The sequence below is a fragment of the Lentzea xinjiangensis genome, from assembly GCF_900110955.1.
In the GTDB taxonomy this organism is placed as follows: Bacteria; Actinomycetota; Actinomycetes; order Mycobacteriales; family Pseudonocardiaceae; genus Lentzea; species Lentzea xinjiangensis.
In genome coordinates this window covers 80262-104005 of sequence record NZ_FOFR01000022.1, presented here as the reverse complement: position 1 = coordinate 104005, position 23744 = coordinate 80262, and the positions used below count along the sequence as shown (strand labels likewise).

The 23744-nt window shown below is 70.7% G+C and carries 29 protein-coding genes; 12 read left to right on the top strand and 17 right to left on the bottom strand.

Annotated features, from left to right (window positions below):
• Window positions 1-3: 3 nt before the first annotated feature.
• Window positions 4-276 carry a MoaD/ThiS family protein gene (locus BMW88_RS33905; RefSeq protein ID WP_089958978.1) on the bottom strand — a complete coding sequence of 91 codons (273 nt, stop codon included), beginning with the start codon at window positions 274-276 and terminating at the stop codon, window positions 4-6.
• A gap of 27 nt (window positions 277-303) precedes the next feature.
• Window positions 304-714, bottom strand: a complete 411-nt coding sequence (locus BMW88_RS33900) for a M67 family metallopeptidase (RefSeq protein ID WP_089958975.1) — start codon at window positions 712-714, stop codon at window positions 304-306.
• A gap of 110 nt (window positions 715-824) precedes the next feature.
• Here BMW88_RS33900 and BMW88_RS33895 point away from each other — a divergent pair, with 110 nt between their 5' ends.
• Window positions 825-1175, top strand: a complete 351-nt coding sequence (locus BMW88_RS33895; protein WP_089959087.1) for an ArsR/SmtB family transcription factor — start codon at window positions 825-827, stop codon at window positions 1173-1175.
• Entirely contained in the window at window positions 1168-1674 is a 507-nt protein-coding gene (locus BMW88_RS33890) for an SRPBCC family protein (protein ID WP_089958974.1), read from the top strand. The genes BMW88_RS33895 and BMW88_RS33890 overlap by 8 nt, the downstream gene beginning before the upstream one ends.
• 45 nt (window positions 1675-1719) lie before the next feature.
• Here the strand turns inward: BMW88_RS33890 and BMW88_RS33885 are convergent, their stop codons facing one another.
• The 4 genes from BMW88_RS33885 to clpS are packed head-to-tail and all read right to left on the bottom strand — an operon-like array spanning window position 1720 to window position 3795.
• Window positions 1720-2016, bottom strand: a complete 297-nt coding sequence (locus BMW88_RS33885) for a hypothetical protein (protein ID WP_089958971.1) — start codon at window positions 2014-2016, stop codon at window positions 1720-1722.
• 17 nt (window positions 2017-2033) lie between these two features.
• Window positions 2034-2945, bottom strand: coding sequence for a P1 family peptidase (locus BMW88_RS33880; RefSeq protein ID WP_089958969.1), 912 nt, complete (start codon window positions 2943-2945; stop codon window positions 2034-2036).
• A complete protein-coding gene (locus BMW88_RS33875) occupies window positions 2942-3499 on the bottom strand; it encodes a DUF2017 domain-containing protein (protein ID WP_177221550.1) in 558 nt (185 codons plus the stop codon). Before BMW88_RS33875 ends, BMW88_RS33880 begins: the two co-directional genes overlap by 4 nt.
• A complete protein-coding gene (gene clpS, locus BMW88_RS33870) occupies window positions 3496-3795 on the bottom strand; it encodes an ATP-dependent Clp protease adapter ClpS (protein WP_089958965.1) in 300 nt (99 codons plus the stop codon). Before clpS ends, BMW88_RS33875 begins: the two co-directional genes overlap by 4 nt.
• Window positions 3796-3874: 79 nt before the next feature.
• On the opposite strand from clpS, the gene BMW88_RS33865 reads away from it, so the two are divergent.
• The gene (locus BMW88_RS33865; RefSeq protein ID WP_089959084.1) at window positions 3875-5158 is read left to right on the top strand and encodes a nicotinate phosphoribosyltransferase; all 1284 of its coding nucleotides are present in this window, start codon (window positions 3875-3877) and stop codon (window positions 5156-5158) included.
• 1 nt (window position 5159) lies between these two features.
• Window positions 5160-5699 (top strand): isochorismatase family protein, encoded by a 540-nt coding sequence (locus tag BMW88_RS33860; RefSeq protein WP_089958963.1) that lies wholly within the window; start codon window positions 5160-5162, stop codon window positions 5697-5699.
• Window positions 5700-5711: 12 nt separating this feature from the next.
• On the opposite strand, the gene BMW88_RS43700 is transcribed toward BMW88_RS33860, so the two are convergent.
• From BMW88_RS43700 to BMW88_RS33840, 4 genes are all read right to left on the bottom strand, one after another.
• Window positions 5712-6368 (bottom strand): hypothetical protein, encoded by a 657-nt coding sequence (locus BMW88_RS43700; protein ID WP_245778230.1) that lies wholly within the window; start codon window positions 6366-6368, stop codon window positions 5712-5714.
• A gap of 190 nt (window positions 6369-6558) precedes the next feature.
• The gene (gene wecB / locus BMW88_RS33850; protein WP_089958961.1) at window positions 6559-7731 is read right to left on the bottom strand and encodes a non-hydrolyzing UDP-N-acetylglucosamine 2-epimerase; all 1173 of its coding nucleotides are present in this window, start codon (window positions 7729-7731) and stop codon (window positions 6559-6561) included.
• 66 nt (window positions 7732-7797) lie between these two features.
• Window positions 7798-7992 carry an LPXTG cell wall anchor domain-containing protein gene (locus tag BMW88_RS33845; protein WP_089958959.1) on the bottom strand — a complete coding sequence of 65 codons (195 nt, stop codon included), beginning with the start codon at window positions 7990-7992 and terminating at the stop codon, window positions 7798-7800.
• A 16-nt stretch (window positions 7993-8008) separates the two neighbouring features.
• The gene (locus BMW88_RS33840) at window positions 8009-8773 is read right to left on the bottom strand and encodes a choice-of-anchor protein CoaP (protein WP_089958956.1); all 765 of its coding nucleotides are present in this window, start codon (window positions 8771-8773) and stop codon (window positions 8009-8011) included.
• A 295-nt stretch (window positions 8774-9068) separates the two neighbouring features.
• Between BMW88_RS33840 and xrtP the strand changes: the two genes are divergently transcribed.
• The 6 genes from xrtP to BMW88_RS33810 all read left to right on the top strand — a co-directional run bounded on the left by xrtP (window position 9069) and on the right by BMW88_RS33810 (window position 14976).
• A complete protein-coding gene (gene xrtP / locus BMW88_RS33835; RefSeq protein WP_425434717.1) occupies window positions 9069-9587 on the top strand; it encodes an exosortase P in 519 nt (172 codons plus the stop codon).
• A complete protein-coding gene (locus BMW88_RS33830) occupies window positions 9584-10954 on the top strand; it encodes a glycosyltransferase family 2 protein (RefSeq protein WP_483868438.1) in 1371 nt (456 codons plus the stop codon). The genes xrtP and BMW88_RS33830 overlap by 4 nt, the downstream gene beginning before the upstream one ends.
• Window positions 10955-11040: 86 nt before the next feature.
• On the top strand, window positions 11041-11613 hold the full coding sequence (locus BMW88_RS33825) for a biotin transporter BioY (protein ID WP_245778229.1): 573 nt from the start codon (window positions 11041-11043) through the stop codon (window positions 11611-11613).
• A 10-nt stretch (window positions 11614-11623) separates the two neighbouring features.
• Complete coding sequence (locus BMW88_RS33820) at window positions 11624-12265, top strand: nucleotidyltransferase domain-containing protein (RefSeq protein ID WP_089958951.1); 642 nt, start codon at window positions 11624-11626, stop codon at window positions 12263-12265.
• 62 nt (window positions 12266-12327) lie between these two features.
• Window positions 12328-12627: a TIGR04222 domain-containing membrane protein gene (locus tag BMW88_RS44535; RefSeq protein WP_089958948.1), complete on the top strand. Its 300-nt coding sequence runs from the start codon at window positions 12328-12330 to the stop codon at window positions 12625-12627.
• Between the two features lie 330 nt (window positions 12628-12957).
• Window positions 12958-14976, top strand: coding sequence for an ATP-dependent DNA helicase (locus BMW88_RS33810; RefSeq protein ID WP_483868437.1), 2019 nt, complete (start codon window positions 12958-12960; stop codon window positions 14974-14976).
• A gap of 14 nt (window positions 14977-14990) precedes the next feature.
• On the opposite strand, the gene BMW88_RS33805 is transcribed toward BMW88_RS33810, so the two are convergent.
• The 6 genes from BMW88_RS33805 to ctaD form a co-directional block, all read right to left on the bottom strand.
• A complete protein-coding gene (locus BMW88_RS33805) occupies window positions 14991-15569 on the bottom strand; it encodes a VOC family protein (RefSeq protein ID WP_089958946.1) in 579 nt (192 codons plus the stop codon).
• A gap of 82 nt (window positions 15570-15651) precedes the next feature.
• Window positions 15652-16227: a bleomycin resistance protein gene (locus BMW88_RS33800; RefSeq protein WP_089958944.1), complete on the bottom strand. Its 576-nt coding sequence runs from the start codon at window positions 16225-16227 to the stop codon at window positions 15652-15654.
• 22 nt (window positions 16228-16249) lie between these two features.
• A complete protein-coding gene (locus BMW88_RS33795) occupies window positions 16250-17629 on the bottom strand; it encodes a phospholipase D-like domain-containing protein (protein ID WP_089958941.1) in 1380 nt (459 codons plus the stop codon).
• Window positions 17630-17659: 30 nt separating this feature from the next.
• Window positions 17660-18355 (bottom strand): peptidyl-tRNA hydrolase, encoded by a 696-nt coding sequence (locus BMW88_RS33790; protein WP_089958940.1) that lies wholly within the window; start codon window positions 18353-18355, stop codon window positions 17660-17662.
• Entirely contained in the window at window positions 18352-19566 is a 1215-nt protein-coding gene (gene serB, locus BMW88_RS33785; RefSeq protein WP_089958938.1) for a phosphoserine phosphatase SerB, read from the bottom strand. The genes BMW88_RS33790 and serB overlap by 4 nt, the downstream gene beginning before the upstream one ends.
• Window positions 19567-19646: 80 nt before the next feature.
• A complete protein-coding gene (gene ctaD / locus BMW88_RS33780) occupies window positions 19647-21437 on the bottom strand; it encodes an aa3-type cytochrome oxidase subunit I (RefSeq protein WP_089958937.1) in 1791 nt (596 codons plus the stop codon).
• A 133-nt stretch (window positions 21438-21570) separates the two neighbouring features.
• On the opposite strand from ctaD, the gene BMW88_RS33775 reads away from it, so the two are divergent.
• Complete coding sequence (locus tag BMW88_RS33775; protein ID WP_218148306.1) at window positions 21571-22086, top strand: DUF305 domain-containing protein; 516 nt, start codon at window positions 21571-21573, stop codon at window positions 22084-22086.
• 15 nt (window positions 22087-22101) lie between these two features.
• Window positions 22102-22896 carry an aminoglycoside phosphotransferase family protein gene (locus BMW88_RS33770; RefSeq protein WP_143116397.1) on the top strand — a complete coding sequence of 265 codons (795 nt, stop codon included), beginning with the start codon at window positions 22102-22104 and terminating at the stop codon, window positions 22894-22896.
• On the opposite strand, the gene BMW88_RS33765 is transcribed toward BMW88_RS33770, so the two are convergent.
• Window positions 22893-23609: an LPXTG cell wall anchor domain-containing protein gene (locus tag BMW88_RS33765; protein WP_177221549.1), complete on the bottom strand. Its 717-nt coding sequence runs from the start codon at window positions 23607-23609 to the stop codon at window positions 22893-22895. The two genes, BMW88_RS33770 and BMW88_RS33765, sit on opposite strands and share 4 nt — an antisense overlap.
• Window positions 23610-23744 lie beyond the last annotated feature (135 nt).

The window sequence follows — 23744 nt, the reverse complement described above, 5'->3', positions numbered from 1 at the left end:
GGCTCAGCCGCCCGCGACGGCCGGGAGGATGGTGACGTTGTCGCCGTCCTTCACCGCGGCCTCGAGGCCGCCGGCGAAGCGCACGTCCTCGTCGTTGACGTAGACGTTGACGAAGCGGTGCAGCGCGCCTTCCTTGACCAGGCGGGCCTTGAGGCCGCCGTGGTTGTTCTCCAGGTCGTCGATGACCTCGGCGAGCGTCGTGCCGGTGGCGGACACCGACTTCTCGCCCCCGGTGTGGGTGCGCAGGATGGTCGGGATCGACACGGTGACGGCCATGGTGGTTCTACCTCCGCAGATGCTTGCTCAGGATTCGATGATCTTGACCGGTTCCTCGGTCACGACGCCGTCGACGATGCGGTACGACCGCAGCTCGTGCTCGATCGGGTCACGCGTGGAGATGAGCACGTAGTGTGCCTGGGGCTCGTTCGCGAACTTGATGTCGGTGCGGGACGGGTAGGCCTCGGTCGCGGTGTGCGAGTGGTAGATGACCACCGCTTCCTCGTCGTTGGCCTGCATCTCCCGGTACACCTTGAGCTGCTCGGCGGCGTCGAACCGGTAGAACGTGGGCGACCGCTCGGCGTTCTCCATCTCGATGATGCGCTCAGGGCGGTCGGACCCCTCGGGCCCCGCGATCTGCCCGCACGCCTCGTCGGGGTGGTCACGGCGCGCGTGGGCCACCATCGCGTCCACCAGGTCACGGCGAATCACCAGCACGTGCTCAATCCTACGGGCTGGCGGGAGTTGTCTCGGTATGCGAGATACTCGCCTCACGCTGGTTGTTTTAGCTCTGGCTTATATTAGCGAGAGCTACTACATTGGCCGGCATGCACGCGTTCGACGTACTCGGAGACCCCGCGCGCCGGCGGATCCTGGAGCTGCTCGCCGGTGGCGAGCGGGCGGCGGGGGACGTCGGCGCGGTGGTCCAGGCCGAGTTCGGGATCACCCAGTCCGCGGTGTCGCAGCACCTGAAGGTGTTGCGCTCGGCCGGGTTCGTCGACGTCAGGCCGGAGGGCACCCGCCGGGTCTACGCCGTGGCACCCGATCCGCTGCGGGAGGTCGACGCGTGGCTCGACCACTTCCGGCGGTTCTGGGAACCGCACCTCGACGCGCTCGAGACCGAACTGGCCCGCGGCAAGCGCGAGCGCAGGCAGCAACAGGAGGAGAACCGTGACTGACCGCCGCTACGAGGCAGGGACGGCCGAGCTCGTCATCCGACGGCGCTACCGGGCGACCCGCGAGGACGTCTGGGACGCCATCACGTCGCCGGAACGCCTGGTGCGCTGGTTCCTGCCGATCAGCGGCGACCTGCGCCCCGGCGGGCGCTACCGGTTGGAGGGCAACGCGGGCGGCGAGATCGTCCGCTGCGACGAGCCCAGCGAGATCAGCCTGACCTGGGAGATCGGCGAGATGAGCACCGACGTGCTGGTGCGGCTCGAAGCCGACGGCGACTCGACGGTCCTGACGCTCACGCACGCCCCCATGCCCGGCGAGTTCGTCCCCGGCACCGGCGCGGGCTGGGAGCTGGGTCTCGTCGCGCTCGAGAAGTACCTCGCGGGCGACCTGCCGGAAGGGCGCGCGGTCGACTGGATCGCGGCGTCCGCGCCGGAGGACCTGGCGGCCGCGCAGGACCTCGCCGAGCAGATCGCCCGGGAGTGGGTGGCGGTGCTCGGCTGAGGTCCGGCGAGGGCGCCGGACCGGTCGCCGCAGGCTTCGGGGCGCTCATCGGCGCCGGCTGAGCACCACCACGAGGTAGAGGGCCAGCAACGCCACGCCACGCCGCCGTTGTGCCTGGTCGAGCCCGCGCCACGCGGCCAGCTCCGCCCACGCCGCGAGCGGTGTGGCGGCCACGCCCAGCTTCATCAGCACCTTCCCGGCTGCCGGTGGCACGAGGAACGAGGCGGCGAACAGCCCGGCGGGCGCGACCGCCGCCAGCTCCCTGCCGGGGATCCGGCGCGCCGCACCCGGCGGCGCGAGCTCGGTGACGACACCTGCGGCTTGATCGATGACATCGGCCATGCCGGAGGGCTACCCACTCAGAGGTCGCGGAAAGCCACCACGCCGTGCAACGACGTCGCCTCGCGTGCGCCGGACACCACGGCCTCGGCGAACATGTCGGCGGCGGCGGCGCACAACGCGTCCAGGGCGAACGGGCGCGGCTCCGCCAGCGGTACCGCGCCCGTGGCCAACGCGAACACCGTGTCGCCGTCGAACATCGAGTGGGCCGGTCGCACGGCGCGGGCCAGGCCGTCCTGCGCGGCCATGGCGAGCCGCTGGCACTCCGCCTTGGACAGCTCGGCGTCCACCGCGACCACGCCGATCGTCGTGTTGAGACCTTCGGGTTTGCGTTCGGGCAGCGCCACCGCGGTCGTCCCCAGGGACGGCAGCCACGGCAGGCCGGAAGCGCGGTCGACCACCTCGCCGGCCGCGTTCACCACGGCCATCGCACCGATCCGGTGGGCACCCACCGTCGTCGAGGCGGCACCGACACCGCCTTTCAGCGACCCGACTCGCGCCCCGGCGCCCGCGCCGACGCAGCCCAGCTCGAACGCGGGGGAAGCCGCCTCGCAGGCCGCGTAGCCGAACGACGCGTCCGGCCGGTTGCCCCACTCCGACATGGGCAGGTCGAAGATCACCGCACCCGGCACGATCGGCACGACGTGGTGCGGCTGCGACCCCACCGGGAAGCCGATCGAGCGTTCCGAGAGCCACCGCATGACGCCGTCCGCGGCGGCGAGCCCGTAGGCCGAGCCACCGGAGAGGCAGATCGCGTGCACCCGCTGGACGAGGTTCGCCGGGTCCAGCAGGTCCGTCTCGCGGGTGCCGGGCGCTCCGCCGCGCCCGTCGACGGCGCCGACGGCACCGTCCGGGACGAGCACGACCGTCGTGCCCGTCGCCCAGCCCGGTTCGACGCGGTGGTGGTGGCCGACGAGCACGCCGGGGATCACGGCATCATCGCCTCGACGAGGGTGTCCTGCACCCAGGTGAGCCAGTGGTAGACGCCGAGGTGCGGTGAGCGCGGGTCTTCCGGCGGCAGCTCGTCCGGCATGTCCTCGGTGACGTCCAGCGCGGTCCCGAGGGCCAGGCGCACGTCGTTCAACGACGAGAGCCAGGCCTCGGCCTCGCCGATCGACAGCCGGATCTCGCCGCCGTCGGGTGAGCACGTCTTCAGCACGACCTCGGCCGCGCCGGTCTTGTGGTCCAGGAGCTCCGGCTCGTGCAGCGAGCGCAACGCGGCCGAGGAGTTGACCTCGTCCGGGTCCGGCGCGTCGTCGTCCAGCCGGTGGAAGTCGGGCAGCAGCCTGCCCAGGATCGGGTCGTCGGGAGCCTCCGACGGCCCGGTCCTGATGCCGGTCAGCTCGGCGAGCTCGTCCTGCGGCGCTTCCTCGGCACGGGCCAGCAGCATGTCCTGGATCTGGCTCACCAGACCGCGCACGACCGCGGCCTCCTGCCGGTCGAGCCGCCCGACGACGACGTCGCCGTCACGGATCCACCGCTTCACGAGGCCCGCTGCATGGTCGCCCAGAGCCCTGCCGCGTGGAGCTTCGCCACGTCGGCCTCCACCTTGTCCTTCGTGCCCGATGTCACGATCGCCTTGCCCTTGTGGTGCACGTCGAGCATCAGCTTGGTCGCCTTGTCCCTGCTGAACCCGAACAGCTTCTGGAACACGTACGTCACGTAGGACATCAGGTTTACCGGGTCGTTCCAGACCACGGTCTGCCAGGGTCGGTCCTCGGCGGCGATCTCCGAGCCGACGGCCTCCGGCTGCGTCCGTTCCTGTTCGACGGGCGTGGTCATACCGCCAATGGTGTCATGTTCGCCGCAGTGGCGGAGACCGCATACGACTAACGCGGGTGCGACCTTAGGGTTGGTGACCATGGACTCGACGGCGTTGCTGACCGACCACTACGAGCTCACGATGCTCGCGGCCGCGCTGCGTGACGGAACCGGTGACCGTCCGTGCGTGTTCGAGGTCTTCGCCCGCAGGCTCCCCGACGGCCGCCGCTACGGCGTCGTCGCGGGGGTGAACAGGTTGCTGGAGGCGATCGGGAACTTCCGCTTCGGCGAGGAGGAGATCGACCAGCTCCGCCGCGAGGCCGTGGTCGACGACTCGACCCTGGAATGGCTCGCGAACTACCGGTTCTCCGGTGAGGTCGACGGCTACCCCGAGGGCGAGCTGTACTTCCCCGGCTCGCCGGTGCTGACGGTCAGGGCGTCGTTCGCCGAGGGCGTGGTGCTGGAGACGCTCGCGCTCTCGATCCTCAACCACGACAGCGCGATCGCCTCGGCCGCCGCCCGCATGGTCACCGCCGCGAACGGCCGCCGCATGATCGAGATGGGCTCGCGCCGCACGCACGAGGAAGCCGCCGTGGCATCCGCCCGCGCGTCCTACCTCGCGGGCTTCACCGCGACCTCGAACCTGGAGGCCGGTCGCCGCCACGGCATCCCGACCGCCGGCACGTGCGCGCACGCGTTCACGCTGCTGCACGACACCGAGGAAGAGGCGTTCCGCAGCCAGGTCGAGGCGCTGGGCGTCGGCACGACGTTGCTGGTCGACACCTACGACATCACCGAGGGCATCAAGACCGCCGTCGCCGTGGCCGGGCCCGGCCTCGGCGCGATCAGGATCGACTCGGGCGACCTGGGCGTGCTGGCCAGGCAGGCGCGCGACCAGCTCGACTCGCTGGGCGCCCGCACCACCCGCATCGTCGTGTCCGGCGACCTCGACGAGTACTCGATCGCCGCCCTGCGCGCCGAGCCCGTGGACGCCTACGGCGTCGGCACGTCCGTCGTGACCGGGTCCGGCGCGCCGACCGCGGGCATGGTCTACAAGCTGGTCGAGGTCGACGGCAGGCACGTCGAGAAGCGCAGCACGTCCAAGCAGTCGCGGGGCGGCTGGAAGAAGGCGTTGCGGCGGCACAAGGACACCGGCACCGCGCTGGAGGAGGTCGTGTTCCCGGCCTCGGCCGAGCCGGAGCTCGGCCCGCACGACCGGCTCGTGCAGATCCCGCTGATGCGCGCTGGAAAGATCACCGACGAGGTCCCGGCCCTGGAGCAGAGCCGCGACCGCCTGCGGGCGGCCCTGGTGAGCGTGCCGTGGGAGGGCCTCAAGCTCTCGCGCGGCGAGCCCGCGATCCCGACGATCTACCTGGAAGGCTGACATGAGCAAGGCGCTGATCGTCGTCGACGTGCAGAACGACTTCTGCGAGGGAGGGTCGCTCGCGGTCGCGGGCGGTGCCGCGGTCGCGGCGGCCATCTCCCGGCACATCGCGTCGTCGTCCTACGACCACGTCGTGGCGACCCGTGACTACCACGTGGACCCCGGCGCGCACTTCAGCTTGACGCCGGACTTCATCGACTCCTGGCCGGTGCACTGCGTGGCCGGGTCGCCCGGCGCGTCGTTCCACCCCGAGCTCGACGTGTCCGGGATCGAGCAGGTCTTCTCGAAGGGCCGGTTCGCCGCCGCGTACTCCGGTTTCGAGGCGGAGAACGACCTCGCGGGGTGGCTGACCGACAGGGGCGTGACCGAAGTGGACGTCGTCGGCATCGCGACCGACCACTGCGTCCGCGCCACGGCCCTCGACGCGCAGCGCAACGGCTTCCGCACGACGGTGATCGCCGAGCTGACCGCGGCGGTCTCGCCGACGACCCGCGACGCCGCTCTGGAGGAGCTGCGCGCCGCGGGTGTCGTCGTCTCCTGAGCCGGTCCGCTCCTACGGCGTCGGCGAGCAGGCGGCCGAGCCGACCGTGATGCTGCCCGTGTAGCCGGACGACGGCTCGAAGGTGATTTTCAGCAGCGTCATGCCGAGGCTGCCGTCGTTCGGCTCCGGGAACGCGGTGTCGGTGAACTTGGCCCTGGCGAGCACGGTTCCGCTGCTCGCCTTGACCTCGTGCACGTACGCCGGCGGGATGCTCTCCGGCAGCCCGGCCCAGCCGGACATGCCCTTGAGCTCCCAGCCCGCCTGCGTGCCCTTGTCGTCGGCGTCGCAGCTCACCTTCCACTCGGCGATCTTGAGCCGCGGCCCGCCCGCCGCGACGAGCGCGGACAGCTCGAACGCCTTGCCCGTGGCCGCGGACCTCGTCCTGGTGATGAACTCCTCGGGGTTCACGACCTCGGTGGTGCAGGTGGACGACGTCTCGCCGATCTTCAGCCCGCCCTTGCTGACGGCCGGGCTGGAGCCGGTGACGGTGCCCGGCGTCTCGGGGTTCACGGTGCACACCGCGAGCGGCTCGACGGTGTAGGTCTGGTTCGCCTTGGCGAAGTCCGCGGATCCCGAGGACGCGGTGCCGGGCGGATTGGCCGCCGACGCGGGGGCCGCGGTCGCGAACGTCAGCGCGACCGCGGCGCCCGCGATCAATCTCTTGCGCACGTCAGTCCTTTCGGGGCGGTGTTCCAATTCCTCCACCCGATGATCGTGCCGTCGTCCGGTACGACCGGTGGTCCGGCACCGATGTCACCCGATCGCGAATTGCCAAGTACCCGATCCAGTGACGGAAGAGCTGTTCGTCACCAAAGGACGGCGCGATCCAGGTGAGGATCACCCGCGTTCTCCCGCAGGTTCACCGGAGTGCCGCCAGCGTGGCGAACGGCTCCCGGCGCGGCAGGGCGGTCGGCAGGCCGGCCAGCCTCTCCAGCGCGGCGCACACCCGGACGGCGGCACGCCCGTCGCCGAACGGGTTGCGGCCCAGGGGCAACCGCAACCGGGAGCCGAGCACCCAGCCCGCCTCGGCGAGGATGCGGGTGGTGTCCGTGCCGACGAGCCAGGCGCACCCGGCGTCGACGGCGAGCATGCGTTCGGTGGTCTCCCGCAGCACCAGGACCGGCACGCCGAACGTCGGCGCCTCCTCCTGGATGCCGCCGGAGTCCGTCATCACCAGGGCCGCGCGCCGCAGCACGCGCACCAGGTCCGAGTAGTCCAGCGGGTCGGTGACGACCACGCGCTCGTGGTCGCCCAGCAGCGACACGACCTGTTCGCGCACACCGGGGTTGGGGTGGGCGGGGATCAGCACGTGCAGGTCGGGGTGGCGGTCGGCGATGGCGCGCACGGCGTTGAGCACGCGCGTCAGCGGACGGCCCCACGACTCGCGGCGGTGCACGGTGACGAGCATGAGCCGGCCGCCGGTGACGTCCAGGGTGTGCTCCAGGGCGACGACGTCCGGGCTGGCGGCGGGCAGGCCGGCGGCCGCGACGCGCTGCACGGCGTCCACGACGGTGTTGCCGGTGACGACGATGTGGCTGTCGGGCAGGGACTCGTCGTTCAGGGCGTTGGCCGCGTCGTCGGTCGGCGCGAGGTGCAGCGAGGTGATGCGGGAGATCATCTGGCGGTTCCCCTCCTCGGGGAACGGGCCGTAGAGGTCGCCGGTCCGCAGCCCGGCTTCGAGGTGCGCCACGGGGATGCCGCGCCAGAAGGAGGCGAGCGCCGCGGCCAGGGCCGTCGTGGTGTCGCCCTGCACCAGCGTGACCGCGGGGTCGCGCTCCTCCAGCACGGCGTCGAACTCCGGCAGCAGCCGGGAGACCAGCTCGGCCTGCGCACCGGTGTCGCGGGGCACGTCGAGCCGCAGGTCGGGCCGGAGGCCGAACGCGCGCAGCGCCTGCTCGACCATGCCCGAGTGCTGTCCGCCGTGGACGATCGTGGGGTGCAGGCCGGGGTGGCCCTTCAGCGCGATGGCGACCGGAGCGATCTTCACGGCCTCTGGCCGCGTGCCGGCCACCAGCAGAACTTCCTTGCTCACCGTTGTCCTCTCTCGGGGAGACCGGGGGGTCCGCCTGGGAGCGGGGGCAACCCCAGGCGGACCACGTCAGCCGGCTCGGTTCGGGCCGGTCCTGGGCGGGGCCGCCACGCGGCGCCTCCCGCGGGTGGTGTGCACGACGAAGGCACCGGCGAGCAGGAGCGCGATGCCCGCGACGACCCACCACGTCACGTCCGCACCGGTGACCGCGAGGGCACCTACGCCCGTGCCGACTCCGATGCCGGTACCGGGGACCTTGTACATCCGCCGTTCTCCCCGGTCAGGCCGCGTTGAGCGACGCGCGGCGGCGCAGCGCCACGGCGGCGGCCGGAGCGGCGGCGGCACCGAGCAGGCCGAGGCCGATCCACAGGCCCGCCCCCGACGCCATCGGGATGGGCAGACCGGCGGGACCGCAGGTGGCGGACGAGATGATCACGTCACCGGTGCCGATCGAGCCGAGCACGCCCTGCAGCAGCCTGATGTGGATCGCGTTCACGGTGAGGCTGCCGTCGTTGTTCCTGATCTGCTCGTTGAAGACGACCTCGGCGATCTTGACGCCGGCCAGCTGCACGTCGAGCTTGGTGTTGGGCGCCGGGTCCGCGTCGACCCGGCCGAGCTTGCCGAGGTCGACGCCCACGAGCTTGGCCTTGCCGGTCAGTCCCTTCTGGGTGGCCGCGCAGTCCGCCTCCACCAGTTCGGCGGAGATCTTGCCGGTGGCCTTGGCGAGCAGGTCGAGCCGGACGTCCGCGGTGCTCGCCCGCGAGTGCACGCCACCGGAGTTCTCGTCCCGCGACGCCGAGGCGTTGATGACACCGGTCTTCAGGATCCCGGTGAGGTCGACGCCCGCGAACGTGTTCTGCCCGCGCCCGTTCGCGTCGGCGGCGGCGAACGGCTCCGCGGTGACCGCGGGGCTGCCGAGCAGCGTCACGTGGAGCCTCGCACCGTAGGCCGAGGCGTCCCCCGGAGCGGCCGAAGCAGGTGCGGCACCGACCAGGAGCGCGGCGACCGCGGCGGCTCCAGCCAGTCCCGTCATTCGGACACGCATGAAACTCCTTCCCTTGATTCCTCCGGCCCCAGGGCGCGCTCGAACCGATGTGGTTCACGCTTTCCGGGGGCAATTACCGGCATCGGCTTTCTTTCGGGGGAACTGAGGGTTACTCCCCGTATCGGGGGACGCGACCACTCGACTCGCCCAATCCGTGCCACTCCTGGTGGGTTTTTTGATCAATTTCCGGTTACGGCATCACCCGATCCGGGGGTGAGGGCTGACGTTCCGTCTACCGATGGAACGTCAGGTAGCCCATCTGGGCGCCCCCTCAATCGGTGGAAAGGATCCTCGGGTGACGCTTGCCGTGCGCCGCACCGCATTCCCGAGCCGGGTGACGGTTGTCGTCCTGCTCGCCACAGCCGCGGGACTCGTGTTCGCCCACCGCCTGTACCGGACGGCGGAGATCTCGCTGTCGGGCGCGGTCCTCAGCGTGATCAGCTCCCACGGCGTGGCGGTGGTCCCCGACCGGCAGACCGTCTACTTCGGACTGGGCTCGGACACGCCGCTGGGCCTGCGGATGACGCCGGAGTGCACGTCCGCGTTCCTGGTGCTGCCGCTGATCGTCGTGGGCGCGGCGATGATCGCGCTGCGGCCGCGCATCCAGCACCGGGTGCTGACGGCGCTCGGTGTCGCCGCGCTCGCCGTGGTGGTCGTGAACCAGTTCCGCGTGCTCACCCTGGTCGGGCTGGTGGACTGGCTGGGCGTCGACACCGGGTACTACTGGGGCCACACGCTGCTCGGCTCGATGGTGAGCGTGTTCGGTGGCGCGGCCGCACTGGTGGCGTTCGTCTGGCTGGCCACGCGCAAGTGAGCCTCGACCTCGTCCTCGGGTTCACCCAGGCGCTCGCTCTGACGATGAGCGTCGCCTTCGTGACGTACGTGTTCTTCATCGTGGTGCCGTACCTGCGGCGCAAACCCGCTCCCGTCGGCGTGCCGAACTCGTTGGAGTGGCACTTCTTCGTGCCGTGCCGTGACGAAGAAGCGGTTATCGGCGACACGATCCGGTACCTGCGGACGACGTTCCCCATCGCGCACGTGTGGGTCATCGACGACGACTCCGACGACCGCACCGCCGGCGTGGTGCGGACGTTGAAGCGCAACGGCGGTGACCGGGACACGCACATCCACCTCGTGCAGCGTCAACGCCCCTATGCCCGTACCGGCAAGGGAAACGCGCTGAACGACGCCTACCGCACGTTGAAGCTGTGGATGGGCCGGCGCGCGGACGCCGAACGCGCGATCGTCGTGGTGGTCGACGCGGACGGCCGCCCGGCGCCGAACTGCCTGGAGGTCTGCGCGGCGCACCACCTCTTCGGCAACCCGCGGATCGGCGCCGTGCAGGTGGACGTGCGGATGATCAACGCGGGGCAGCGCCAGCCAGGGGTGTCGCGGTGGCGGCGCGCGTTCGGCGCCGGTCTCGTCCGGATGCAGGACCTGGAGTTCCGCACGGCCATCGCGGCGATCCAGCTCTCGCGCGGCGCCACCGGGACGATCTCGATGGGCGGCAACGGCCAGTTCACCCGGCTGTCCGCACTGGACTCGATCGCGGGGCCGACCGGCAGCCCGTGGCGCGGCTCGTTGCTGGAGGACTTCGAGCTCGGCGTGCACCTGCTCACCGCGGGCTGGCACACCGGGTTCACCTTGGACACCCACGTCAACCAGGAGGCGCTGTACTCGTTGCGGCGGTTCCTGGCGCAGCGCACGCGGTGGGGGCAGGGAACCATGCAGTGCATGCGTTATCTGCGGCGCATTTGGGACTCCGAGCACCTGACCACGTTGGGCGCCGCGGAAATGATGTACTACCTCGCGCAACCGTGGATGCAGTTGCTCGGCACGCTCATTTATCCGATTCCCATGGCGATGATGGCGTATCGGTTCGTGGTGTCGCCTTCTGAAGTGGTGCACTGGTTCGTGGACGGCGCTTGGATCCTGTTCACCGTCTATGGCGCGTTCGGCCTGTTGCCGTTCGTGCTGTGGGGCCCGGTGTACCGGGCCAGGTGCGAGCCCGTCGGATTCTGGAAGTCGATCGCGTACGGATTCGGCTACGCGTTGTACATCTACACCTTCTACATCACCTCGTGGCGCGCGCTGATCCGTTTGGTGCGCGGCAACAACGGCTGGACGAAGACGAGGCGCAACACCGAGCGGGTGGCGGGCAAGGTCGCACTGGATGTGTGACCTGTCACTTTGTCGAGATCGAACAAAGACGTTCCCGAGTTCCCCTGGTTAACCTCAGGTCCTCTCGATTCCGCCTGGGAGGGAACGTGACACTCGCACTCGCACCCCGTCGCACCGTGCTCGCCGACTTCGTGCCGGGCGCACTGGCGCGCGACCTGGCGCTGGTCGTCGCCGGCGCCGCGTTCACCGGCCTCGCCGCGCAGGTGGCCCTGCCGATCCCCGGCAGCCCGGTCCCGCTGACCGGCCAGACGTTCGCGGCCCTGCTCGTCGGCGCCGCCCTCGGCTGGCAGCGCGGCGCGACGTCGATGCTCCTCTACCTGATCGCGGGCGTCGCGGGTGTGCCGTGGTTCCAGGGCGGTTCGGCCGGCGCCCCGGTGTCGCTCGGGTACGTCGTGGGCTTCGTGTTCGCCGGTGCGCTGGTCGGCTACCTGGCCGGCCGCGGCGGTGACCGCACCCCGTTGCGGGTGGTGGGCACGATGGCGCTGGGCAACCTGGTGATCTACGCGGTCGGCGTGCCGTGGCTGGTGGTGGCCACCGGCATGGGCGTGTCGAAGGCCCTCGCCGTCGGCGTGCTGCCGTTCCTGCTGGGCGACGCGCTGAAGATCGCGCTGGCCGCCGGCGTGCTGCCGGGCGCCTGGGCGCTCCTGCGCCGCCGGTAGCCTGGACCAGGTGCTGACGCCCGGGGAGTACCTGTCGTTGCTGGACGCGCGCCTGCCCGGTTCCGTGGTGGGCGCGCACGTCTACGGGTCACGGGTGCTGGACGACGTCGTCGCCGGCTCGGACCTCGACATCGTGATCGAGGTGAATGCGGCCGTCGAGCTGCCTCCGGTCGAAGGCGCCGATGTCGCCGTCGTCCTCGCGGGCTCGTTGGAGAAACCGGTCTTCGACGTGACACCGCTCGCCGGTGAGATCACTCCCGTGTTGTGGCAACAGCTGCGGACCGTCGGTCAGACCGTGCGCGGTGCACGGCCCACTTGTCCCGGCACCACCGCTGATGTCGAGGCGTACTGCCGCGAGAACCTCGTCAGCTACTGGAAACCCGTGTTCGAGCAGGATCGCACTGCTCCCATGCTGCCGCGCGAGGACCTCCTGTGGGTGGGTCTGGGACCCGCGCGGCTGTGGCACACCATCCGGACGGGTGAGATCGTCAGCAAGTCGCGCGCGGGCTCGCTGGCGGCGGCGCACTGGCCGGACCTGCCGATCGCGGACCTGGTGACCGCGAGGCGGGGCGGGGACGTCGCGCTGACCGCGGCCCACCTCGGGGCGGCCGTCGACCTGTTCGACCGGATCCTCGCCGAGGTGACGACATAGCCGATGTGACGGCGTAGCCCGGTAACAACATACCCAGGTAACGATGACAGCCACGCCGAGGAATCCGCACCCCGGAAGAGCTGGGCTGCCTGTCCGGCGGCCCGTCTCGCGCCGCCGGGGTCGCGCTGGCCCGGCTGCTGCAGGCCGGTCTGGTCCGAGTCTCCCGCGAGGGCGTGGTGACCGCCGTGCACCGGCCGCCCCGCACACCCATCTCGCCACTGGAAGCGCGGATCCTCGGTGAGCCCGCGGAACCCGATGGGCGCGGCGGCGGCGCGCGGGCTGCGCGGGAGGGTCGGCGGGCTCCCGGTCGCCGCGTTGCTGGGGATGTCGGCGGCCGCTGTCGCGATGCTGCCTGGGCGTGACGCGTCGCCGGGTGGTGGTTGTGGGGGCGGGTGTTCGTCCGGCTCGTGCGGTGGGGGTGGTGGCGGGGGCGGCTGTGGTGGTGGGTGAGGCGGCGGGGCGACTGAGTCTGCGGCGGGGTACCGGCCGCGGCCGCGAACTTCGGGCCTTGCTCTCCGCCCGCAGCCTCCGCTCGCCGCCTTCGCCCTCCACCCACCCTCTTCACCCGCGTCTTCCGCCTTCCCTCCGCCCGCAGCCTCCGGCCTCCGCCCCACCGCGCACACCCGGTCGGCGACCACCGAGTCCGCGACTCCTGGCGGGGACTGTCGGACCTGCCCGGTACGGTCTGTCCCGTGCCTGAAGTTCCCCCCTCGCTGAGCCTGCTCGAAACCGCCGTCCACGCCGTCGGCGGTGCGGAGCGCCCTGGCCAGGTGGAGATGGCCGAGGCCGTCGACCGCTCCATCCGCACGGGCGAGCACCTCGCGGTGCAGGCGGGCACGGGCACCGGCAAGTCGTTGGCGTACCTGGTCCCCTCGATCCGGCACGCGGTGGCGGAGGACGAGACGGTGGTGGTCTCGACGGCCACGATCGCGTTGCAGCGCCAGCTCGTCGACCGGGACCTGCCGCGTCTGGCGAAGGCGTTGAAGAAGGAGCTGGGGCGCGAGCCCACGTTCGCCATCCTCAAGGGGCGGCGCAACTACCTGTGCATGCACCGCGTCCACAACGGCGCGCCCGAGGAGCCGGACGACGCGGCGCTGTTCGACCCGTTCGCGGTCTCCAAGCTCGGGCGTGAGGTGAAGCGGCTGCACGAGTGGTCGTCGGACACCGAGACCGGCGACCGCGACGAGCTGGTGCCGGGTGTCAGCGAGCAGGCGTGGCGGCAGGTGTCGGTCACGGCTCGCGAGTGCCTCGGCGTGTCGAAGTGCCCGATCGGGTCGGACTGCTTCGCCGAACGGGCGCGGGCGGAGGCGGGCAAGGCGGACGTGGTGGTCACGAACCACGCGATGCTCGCCATCGACGCGCTGGAGGGCTACCAGGTGCTGCCCGACCACGACGTGGTGGTGATCGACGAGGCGCACGACCTGGTCGACCGCGTCACGTCGGTGGCCACGGAGGAGCTGAGCGGCGCCTCGGTCGCCACGGCGGCGCGCCGGTGCGGGCGGCTCATCGACCAGGACGTCGCGGACAGGCTGGCCGAGGCGAGCGACGGGCTCGCGATGATCCTCGAGGACATGCCGGCCGGCCGGCTCGACGCGCTGCCCCGCGCGCTGGCCGGAGCGCTGGCCGCCACCCGCGACGCCGCGCACAACTGCATGTCGGCGATGGGGCCCGAGCGCAAGGAGGACCCGGACGGGGCGACGGCGCGCAAGCTCGCGCTGGCGTTGCTGGAGGAGGTCCACGACTGCGCTGTGCGGGTGCTGGAGGCGTTCGACGAGGAGCGCGACGTCGTGTGGGTGTCGGGCGACTTCAACCAGAAGGCGCCCTCGCTGCGGGTCGCCCCGCTCGGCGTCGGGGGCCTGCTGCGGGAGCGGCTGTTCGCCAAGCGCACCACGGTTCTGACGTCCGCGACGCTGACGCTGGGCGGCGCCTTCGACACGATGGCGCGCCAGTGGGGCCTCCCGCCGGCGGAGAAGGTCCGCAAGGTCGAGGGAGCCGCCACCGACAAGGACCCCGACGGTCCGAAGTGGACGGGGCTGGACGTCGGGTCGCCGTTCCAGCACGGGTCGAGCGGCATCCTCTACGTGGCGAGGCACCTGCCGCAGCCGGGCCGCGACGGGCTGCCGCCGGAGTACCTCGACGAGATCGAGGGCCTGGTGAACGCGGCGGGCGGCAGGGCGCTCGGGTTGTTCTCGTCGATGCGCGCGGCGAAGGCGGCCACGGAGGCGTTGCGGGACAAGCTCGACCACCCGATCCTCTGCCAGGGCGAGGACGCGACGGGCCTGCTGGTCAAGAAGTTTGCCGAGGACGAGCGCACGTGCCTGTTCGGCACCCTGTCGCTGTGGCAGGGCGTCGACGTGCCGGGCCCCAGCCTGCAGCTCGTGATCATGGACCGGATCCCGTTCCCGCGCCCTGACGACCCGCTGGCCTCCGCCCGCCAGAAGGCCGTCAACTCGCGCGGCGGCAACGGCTTCCTCACCGTCGCCGCCACCCACGCCGCACTGCTGCTGGCCCAGGGCGCCGGCCGGCTGCTGCGGTCGATGTCGGACAAGGGCGTGGTGGCCGTCCTCGACCCGAGGCTGGCCACGGCCCGCTACGGCGGCTTCCTGCGCGCCTCGCTCCCCCCGTTCTGGACGACCTACGACCCCGAGGTGGTCCGCGCCGCGCTCAAGCGCCTGGACGCGGCCCACACGCCGCAGGCCACCTCTCCCTAGGCGAAGGCCCCCAGTCAGGACCCGTTGATCCGTTCGACGAGCTCGTCGCGGAACTGGCGCGCCTCGGCCAGTTCCGCCTCGGAGCCGTCCGCCCGCTTCAGCGCGCCTTCGAGGATCTTGAGCGCCTGAGCCTCGTCGCCGCGCGCGTCGGCCATGCGGGCGGCGTTCTCCATCGCCTTCGCGAGCTTGGTCCTCGCCTCCGGTTCCTCGGTCGCCTTGGTGATCCGGATCCAGTTGCCACCGGGGTCGACGACGGTGAAGCCGGTGTACCGGTCGTTGCGCAACCGGGGCCGGGTCATCCGCGGGATGCCGGAGACGAGCACCTTCCCGTGCACAGAGCGCATCCCCGCCGCGAACGCCTCGAACAACGGACCGGTGTCCGTCACGATGACCAGGCACGTGCTGTACGACTGCGCCGGGTCGTAGTTGTCCATGCCGAAGAAGTGCAGATTGATGTCTTCCCGCCGTACAGCGACGTGCGGGTTCGGCCGCGTCTGCCGGTAGGTGACCGAGAAGCCGAGCATCTCGTAGAACGACGCGATTTCGTCGATGGAGGGGCAGGGCAGGAGCGGAATGGTCAGTTCGTTTGCCACCGCCCGAAGCTAAGCCCGGGCCTGCCGAAACGACACCGAGCTATTTGCTCATGCGAATAACAGTCGTCCCGCGCGGATGACGCTACCTGGCCGAGTTGAGGCGTTCGAGCAGCTCGTCGCGGAAGTCCAACGCCGAAGCCCGCTCCTCCTCCGAGGCGTGCACCTCGCGCATCAAGGCTCCTTCGAGGATCTTCAACGCCCGCCGCTCGGCGCCGTGCGACCCCGCGAGCGTCACCGCGTTGCGCAACGCGCGCGTCAACCCGTTGGACGAACCGGACTCCTGTTCCGGCACCGCCGGCACCACCCGGACCCAGTTGCCGCCGGGGTCGACCACCAGGAACCCGTCCCGGCGCGGGCGGGTCATCCGCGGGATGCCCGAGACCAGCACCCGCCCGTACACCTCGCGCATGCCGGCCGCGAACGCCTCGTACAGCTCCCGCGGGTCGTCGACCTGGATCAGGCAGGAGCTGTACGACTCCGACGGGTTGTGGCCGGGCATGCCGAAGAAGTGGAGGTTGATCTCCTCGCGCCGCAGCGACAGGTACGCGTTCGGCCGGTGCCGGCGATATGTGACCGTGAACCCGAGCATGACGTAGAACTCGGCCACCTCGTCGATGGCGGCGCACGGCAGCAGCGGGATCGTCACCTCGTTGGCCACGAAGCCACGCTAGACCCCGAGATCAGCCGTCGACCAGCAATCCGCGTAACGGTCCTTGCAACCTTCCGGAACGCCGGGACACCCCGGGCAGCGTGGTCACCCGAGACGGGCGTTCCAGGGTCGCGCGCCACACCTCGTCGACGACCTTGTCCGCCGGGCCGGACACATCGGTCTCCAGGTGCTCCGCCCACAGCCGCAGCCGGGTCGAGCGCACCACCTCCGGGTCGTCGGTCACCACGTTGACCTCGGTGTCGTTGAACAGCGAGTGCTCGTTGAGGTTCGCCGAGCCGACGGACATCCACTTGTCGTCCACAATGGACAACTTGGCGTGCACGTAGACCGGGGCGTCGCCGTGGGAGACGAGCGTCGCGGCCACGAGCCGGTTGTCGGTGTCAGCGTCGAACAGCCGGCCGAGCTGTCCACGCGTGGTGTCGGCGCCGTTGCTCGGCTTCTGCGGCAGCAGCAGCACCATCCGGAACTCCGGCGTGGGCGGGTTGCTCAGCTTCTCCAGGAGCACCTCGGTGATCTCCGGCGACCACAGGAACTGGTTCTCCACGTACACGAGGGTCTCCGCGGCCCGCAGCGCCCGCAGGTACGAGTCGAGCAGGCTGAAGTCGCCGTGCGGGGCGAACGAGTAGGTCTTCTCCGGGATCGTCCGCACGAGCTGCACCGACGACGACCCGGCCTCGGGCGGCACCTCCGGCGCGGGCAGGGTCTCCCCCGCGATCTCGAGCCAGCGCGCGGCGAAGTGCGCGGCCACCTCGGCGACGACCGGGCCCTCCAGCCGGGCGATGTGGTCGTGCCAGCCGAGGTCGCGCGGCGGGTGCTCCGGCGAGTCGTGGCGGTCGCCCTCCACGGCGGTCATGTCCAGGCCGCCGACGAACGCCACGTCGTCGACGATCACGATCTTCTCGTGGTGGCAGTGCAGGGTCCGTTCACGCGCGTCGAGCTCGCACCGGACCGCGCCGCACTCCAGGAACGCCTTCTTCGCCGCCTGCGCCCGCTTGCGCGTCGGCTCGAAGAACGGGATGGGCGGACCCGCCCACAGCAGCACGCGCACCGGGATCCGTTCGGCCGCGGCGGACAGCAGCTCCCGCAACTGCGGCGCACCGGGCTCCCTGGTCAGCCGGAAGTCCGGCGAGGCGTGCCAGTTCGCGATGTGGACGTACTTCTGCGCGTTCTCGATCGCTTCGGCCACCGCGGGGAAGGCCGTGGCGCCGTCGATGAGCACCTCGATCTTGTTGCCGCGCTGCACCGGACGGCGCGGGGTGAACCACCCCGCGCCGTCACCACCGAGCACGTCGCCCCACCCCAGCCGCCTCAGTCTTCGGGCGTGGTGGGAGCACAGCAGGTTCTCCAGCCCGTCACCGAGCCGGGCGTCGAGCACGTCGAGTAGGCCCACGAGACGCTGATTTACCCGGTTGGGCCGGTTTCAAACAGCGAGCACCGTCGTCGTGCCCGGCGCGACCTCCGTGAAACCGGCGTCGCGCACGGCCACGACGTCGCCGCCGTGGATCAGCGAGTCCCACTCGGCCGGGGCCGGCGTCCGGACCGCGCACCGGTAGTCGAGCGCGGCCCACGCCTTCAGCTCGGCGACCGGCAACGTCGGCGCCAGCAGCATCGACGCGTGCCCGACCTGGGCCGCGAGCTTGCCGGCGGACATCTCCACGCGCGGGTTCACGTACAGCAGCCGCGCACCCTCCGGAACCGGGCCGGGTTCGTCCAGGGGCAGGTCGGAGCCCGAGATCTGCAGCTTCGCGACCTCCCGGGGCGTCTCGGACACCGGGACGGGCAGCAACGACCGCACGGATGCGCCGTCCACGGTGATCGTCACGCCCGGCAGGTCCTGCACGGCCTCCCACTGCACGCCGCGGGCCCGCCGCGAGACCTTGCGGATCCGTCCGGCCACCCACGCGCGCACGGCCTCGTGCCACTCGCCGCCGACGTCGGACCGCGGGTCCAGGCACACCGCGACCGCCGACGCGGCCGCGGCCTCCAGCAGCGCCGTCCGGGACGGCGGGTCGACGCGTTCGATGCGCAGCACCATCGGCATCGCGCGGACTTCGGTCTCTCCCGGATCGGATCTGGCCGCGTGGTACCGGGAGGCGATGAGGTCGAGGATCATCATTGCCGGGTCAGCTCCAGGCCGTCCGCGGCGTCCGCGGCCTCCACCTCGGCCCGCGTCACGCCGAGGATGAACAGCACCGCGTCGAGGAACGGGTGCGACAGCGCGGTGTCGGCCACCTCGCGCAGGGCGGGCTTGGCGTTGAACGCGATGCCCAGACCGGCCGCGTTCAGCATGTCGATGTCGTTCGCGCCGTCGCCGACCGCGACGCACTGGGCCAGCGACACGCCCGCCTCCTCGGCGAACCGGCGCAGCGCCACCGCCTTGCCCGGCCGGTCGACGATCTCGCCGACCACCTTGCCGGTCAGCTTGCCGTCCACGACCTCCAGCGTGTTCGCCGCGCAGAAGTCGAGCTGCAGCTCGTCGGCGAGGCTGGTGATCACCGACGTGAAGCCGCCGGACACGACTCCGCAGTAGAAGCCGAGGCGCTTGAGGGTGCGGATCGTGGTGCGGGCGCCGGCCGTGAGCTCCAGCGACGCCGCGACCTCGTCCAGCACCGTCGCGTCGAGGCCCTCCAGCAACGCCACCCTGCGCCGCAGCGACTCGGCGAAGTCCAGCTCGCCGCGCATCGCGGCCTCGGTGATCTCGCGCACCTGCTCCTCGCACCCGACGTGCGCGGCCAGCATCTCGATCACCTCGCCCTGGATGAGCGTGGAGTCGACGTCGAACACCACCAGGCGCTTGGCGCGCCGCGTCAGCCCGGCCCGTTCGACCGCGATGTCGAGGCCCACCCGCACCGACACCTCGGCCAGCGCGGATCGCAGCTCCGCGTCGTTCTCCAGCGTGTCGTCGGCGACCGAGACCCGCAGCTCGAGACCCGTGACGGGGTAGTCGGCGACACCGCGGATCGCGTCGATGTTCACCCCGAGCGACGCGAGCCTGCGCGCCACCTCCGTGAACGCCTTCGCCGTGACCGGGCGGCCGAGCACGATCAGCACGTGCGAGGACTCCAGCCGCGCGGTGCGCTTCGAGTCCGCGCCGATCTCGATCTCCACGTGCATCGAGACGGTGGCCATGGCCTGCTCGACCGACTCCTGCAGGCCCTCCGGGTCGTGGTCGGTCGAGACCAGCGCGCCGAGCACCAGCCGTCCCCTGATGACGACCTGCTCCACGTCGAGCACCTCGACGCCGTGCCTGGTCAGCACCGCGAAGAGCACGGAGGAGACACCGGGCTTGTCGGGACCGGTCACGGTGATGAGCACGGGCGTTTTCACGTCGTCGTCTCCTCGTAGACGCGGCGAACCCCGACCGCGCGAAGCAGCCGGGGCTCGTCGTTGAACCTGTGAGCAGCAGGTTACTTGTCGTGTTCCGAGTCGTCCTTCTCGGAGGCCGTGCCCGACTTGATGGCGGACGCCGCCATCTCGGACAGCGCCGGCGGCGCCGCCTCGTGCGGGATCGTCTTGCCGGTGAAGGTCACGTGGCCCTCGTTGCGGATCCGCTCGATCATGTGCGGGTAGTGCAGCTCGAACGCCGGGCGCTCGGAGCGGATCCGGGGCAGCTCGGTGAAGTTGTGCCGCGGCGGCGGGGACGAGGTGGCCCACTCGAGCGAGTTGCCGTAGCCCCACGGGTCGTCCGCGGTGACGATCTCACCGAAGCGGTAGCTGCGGAAGATGTTCCAGATGAACGGCAGCGTCGACGCGCCCAGGATGTAGGCACCGATCGTCGAGATCATGTTCAGCGTCGTGAAGCCGTCCGACGCGAGGTAGTCGGCGTACCGGCGCGGCATGCCCTCGTTGCCCAGCCAGTGCTGGACGAGGAACGTCGCGTGGAACCCGAGGAACGTCGTCCAGAAGTGCAGCTTGCCCAGCGGCTCGTCGAGGAACCGGCCGGTGATCTTCGGGAACCAGAAGTAGATGCCGGCGAAGGTCGCGAACACGATCGTGCCGTAGAGCACGTAGTGGAAGTGCGCGACGACGAAGTACGTGTCGGACACGTGGAAGTCGATCGCGGGCGCGGCCAGCAGGATGCCGGAGAGGCCACCGAAGAGGAACGTGACGATGAAGCCGATCGAGAACAGCATCGGCGTCTCGAACGTGAGCTGGCCCTTCCACATCGTGCCGATCCAGTTGAAGAACTTCACACCGGTCGGGACCGCGATGAGGAACGTCATGAAGGCGAAGAACGGCAGCAGCACCGCGCCGGTCGCGTACATGTGGTGCGCCCACACGGCGACGGACAGGGCCGCGATGCCGAGCGTCGCGTAGACCAGACCGTTGTAGCCGAAGATCGGCTTGCGGCTGAACACCGGGAAGATCTCGGACACGATGCCGAAGAACGGCAGCGCCACGATGTAGACCTCGGGGTGCCCGAAGAACCAGAAGAGGTGCTGCCACAGGATCACGCCGCCGTTGGCGGGGTCGAACACGTGGGCACCGAGGTGGCGGTCGGCGAGCAGGCCGAGCAGCGCCGCGGTGAGGATCGGGAACGCGAGCAGCACCAGCACCGACGTCACCAGGATGTTCCAGGTGAAGATCGGCATCCGGAACATCGTCATGCCGGGCGCGCGCAGGCAGACCACGGTGGTGATCATGTTCACCGCGCCGAGGATGGTGCCGAGACCACCGACCACCAGGCCGGAGATCCACAGGTCGGCGCCGGCGCCGGGCGAGTGGATGGCGTTGCTCAGGGGCGTGTACGCGAACCAGCCGAAGTCAGCCGCGCCGCCGGGGGTGATGAACCCCGCCATCACGATCAGGCCGCCGAAGAGGTACAGCCAGTACGAGAACGCGTTGAGCCGCGGGAACGCCACGTCGGGCGAGCCGATCTGCAGCGGCAGGATGAAGTTCGCGAAGCCGAAGACGATCGGCGTCGCGTACAGCAGGAGCATCACGGTGCCGTGCATCGTGAAGAGCTGGTTGTACTGCTCCTGGCTGAGGAACTGCATGCCAGGCCGGGCAAGCTCGGTCCGGATCAGCATGGCCATCGCGCCGCCCACCATGAAGAAGGCGAACGAGGTGACCAGGTACATGATGCCGATTTGCTTGTGGTCCGTGGTGCGGAACATCCGCAGCAGGAAGGACCCCTTGACCGCAGTGCGCGTCGGATAAGGACGCGTTGCGATCGGCTGCGGGGCTACGGCCGTCACGGTGCCTCCAGGCCTTGGTGGGACCAGTCGTTCGGGAAACTCACCGGATATTAGACGGAGCCGATCAGTCCCATTCGGGTGGGCCATGCCCGGTGGCCAGCGGCGTAGCGCACGTCACACGTATCCTGCCGCCGTGCTCCGATCGTTCGCCGTCGCCGCCGTCCTGTCGCTGACCGCCTGTGGCAGCCCCGCCACGCACAACTCCGCGGACGTCGCGTTCGCCCAGGGCATGGTCCCCCACCACGAGCAGGCGCTGGAGATGAGCAGGCTCGTCGCCTCCCGCACGGAGAACCCGCGCGTGGTCGACCTGGCCGAGCGCATCTCCCGCGCGCAGCAGCCCGAGATCGACCGCATGAACGGCTTCCTGAAGTCCTGGAAGGCGCCGGTGAAGGCGTCGTCGCACACCTCGCACGGCCACTCCGGGGCGCACGGCCTGGTCGAGCTGGGCAACCTCGCGCACCTCGACGGCACCGAGTTCGACCGCCAGTGGCTCTCGCTGATGATCCAGCACCACCGCGGCGCCGTGGAGATGGCGCGCGAGCACCTCTCCGCCGGCACGGACCCGGAGACCCGCGAGCTGGCCCAGGAGGTCGTGAGCAGCCAGGAGAAGGAGATCGCGGAAATGGAGTCGCTGCTGCCCCAGGGCTGATGCCAGCCTCGTGCGGTGAGCACCTCAAGAGCCGTGCGTGCCGCTGTCTCGACCGCGGCGGACCACGGCGTGATGTCGGCGGACCCGGTCGTCCTGAAGGACGGCAGCAACGTCCTCGTGCACCTGCGCCCGGCCCCGGTGGTCGCCCGGATCGCCGCGCGGACAGCGCTGGTGCGGCCCTCCGTCGCCGGGCACTTCGCCCGCGACGCGTCGATCTCGGCCTTCCTCGCCTCGCGGGGCGTCCCGGTCGTACCGCCTTCTCCCGAGCTGCCCGCGGGACCTCACACGCGAGACGGCTTCGTGCTCTCGTTCAGCACGTACGTCCCGCACGATTCGGACGTCGAGCTTTCCCGGCCTGACGTCCTCAAGCTGCTGCCCGACCTGCACGCCGAGCTACGTCTCTACGAGGGCGAACTGCCCGTGCGGGGCCCTATGGACGATGTGGACAACACGCTCTCGTACCTGGAGAGCATCGGTGTCGGGGAGCTGGAGCCGTTCCGCGAGCGGCGGGCCGAGCTGCTGGCGGCCTGGGACGCGCACCACCACGACGTCCAGCCGCTGCACGGCGACTCGCACCCCGGCAACCTGCTGATGACCGCGTCCGGTCCGGTGTGGAACGACTTCGAGGACACCTGGCGCGGCCCCGTCGCGTGGGACCTGGCCTGCCTGGCCGGCGCACAAGGCGAAGAAGCCGCCCAACGCGCCGTGGAGATCTACGGCGGCGGGGCGGCTTCTTCGGACGTGGAGTTCCACGTCGAGGTCAGATTCCTTTTCGGCACGCTGTGGGGCGTGCTGATGGAACGGTCTTAGGCGCGTCGCCTGCGCATCACGAGCAGCACGGCGGCACCGGCGGCCACGAGCGCGGCACCGAGGCCGAGCAGCCAGGCCGACCCGAAGCCGGTCGAGGCCAGGTCGTCCTCGTTCGCCACCGGCACGGGCGCGACGGTGGTCGTCGTCGTGGTCGGTGCGACGTCGGAGGACGAGGAGGAAGACGAGGACGACGTCGGAGTGGTGGCCGCAGTCGAGGACGACGTGATCGTCGCGGTCGTGGTCGACGTGGTCGTCGTGGTGGTGGTCACGCTGCTGCTGGGCGTCTGGGGGATGCCGCAGCCGTACCAGTGGCTGATCTCCGGGAGCTTGCCGCCGTTGTTGAGCGGCGCCCGCAGGTCCTCCCACGGCAGCGTCGCACCGAGCTTGCCGGCGAGGTAGACGTTGAACGCGTCCCCGCCCTTCACCACGATGCCGGTGACCTGGACGTTCGCCGGCAGACCCGTGATGTCGAGGTGCTGCTGGTTGTCACCACCGGTGTAGGTGAACTTGTTCGGGTGGATCGTGGTCCCGGTCAACCCACCGACGGTGCAGGCGTCGGGGTGGTTGATGTCGACGTTCTTGGCGAACGCGACCGCACGCGGGTCGTCGGTGGTCGGCTCGTCGGCGGACGCGGTGGTCGCCAGCGCGAGCGTGGCCACGGCGGCGGCCATGGCGCCGAGCAGGCCGGATCTTCTCAGGGGCGTCAGACGCATCGGGTTACTCCGTGAGGGTTGGCGGATGCCGCGATCTAAGACCATGAACGTCCCCCTATCGGCCTAAGCCGTGCCCTCGATACACCCTGTGGCCCAGTTGTTATACGCCCGTGAAGTCGCGTACCCGAACGACCG

Bases quoted from the DNA above. Each gene is read 5' to 3' on its own strand.
- BMW88_RS33840 (WP_089958956.1), bottom strand. From the start codon at position 8,773: ATGCGTGTCCGAATGACGGGACTGGCTGGAGCCGCCGCGGTCGCCGCG.
- BMW88_RS33895 (WP_089959087.1), top strand. From the start codon at position 825: ATGCACGCGTTCGACGTACTCGGAGACCCCGCGCGCCGGCGGATCCTG.
- BMW88_RS33905 (WP_089958978.1), bottom strand. From the start codon at position 276: ATGGCCGTCACCGTGTCGATCCCGACCATCCTGCGCACCCACACCGGG.
- BMW88_RS33845 (WP_089958959.1), bottom strand. From the start codon at position 7,992: ATGTACAAGGTCCCCGGTACCGGCATCGGAGTCGGCACGGGCGTAGGT.
- BMW88_RS33790 (WP_089958940.1), bottom strand. From the start codon at position 18,355: ATGATGATCCTCGACCTCATCGCCTCCCGGTACCACGCGGCCAGATCC.
- BMW88_RS33865 (WP_089959084.1), top strand. From the start codon at position 3,875: ATGGACTCGACGGCGTTGCTGACCGACCACTACGAGCTCACGATGCTC.
- BMW88_RS33885 (WP_089958971.1), bottom strand. From the start codon at position 2,016: ATGGCCGATGTCATCGATCAAGCCGCAGGTGTCGTCACCGAGCTCGCG.
- clpS (WP_089958965.1), bottom strand. From the start codon at position 3,795: ATGACCACGCCCGTCGAACAGGAACGGACGCAGCCGGAGGCCGTCGGC.
- BMW88_RS33860 (WP_089958963.1), top strand. From the start codon at position 5,160: ATGAGCAAGGCGCTGATCGTCGTCGACGTGCAGAACGACTTCTGCGAG.
- BMW88_RS33765 (WP_177221549.1), bottom strand. From the start codon at position 23,609: ATGCGTCTGACGCCCCTGAGAAGATCCGGCCTGCTCGGCGCCATGGCC.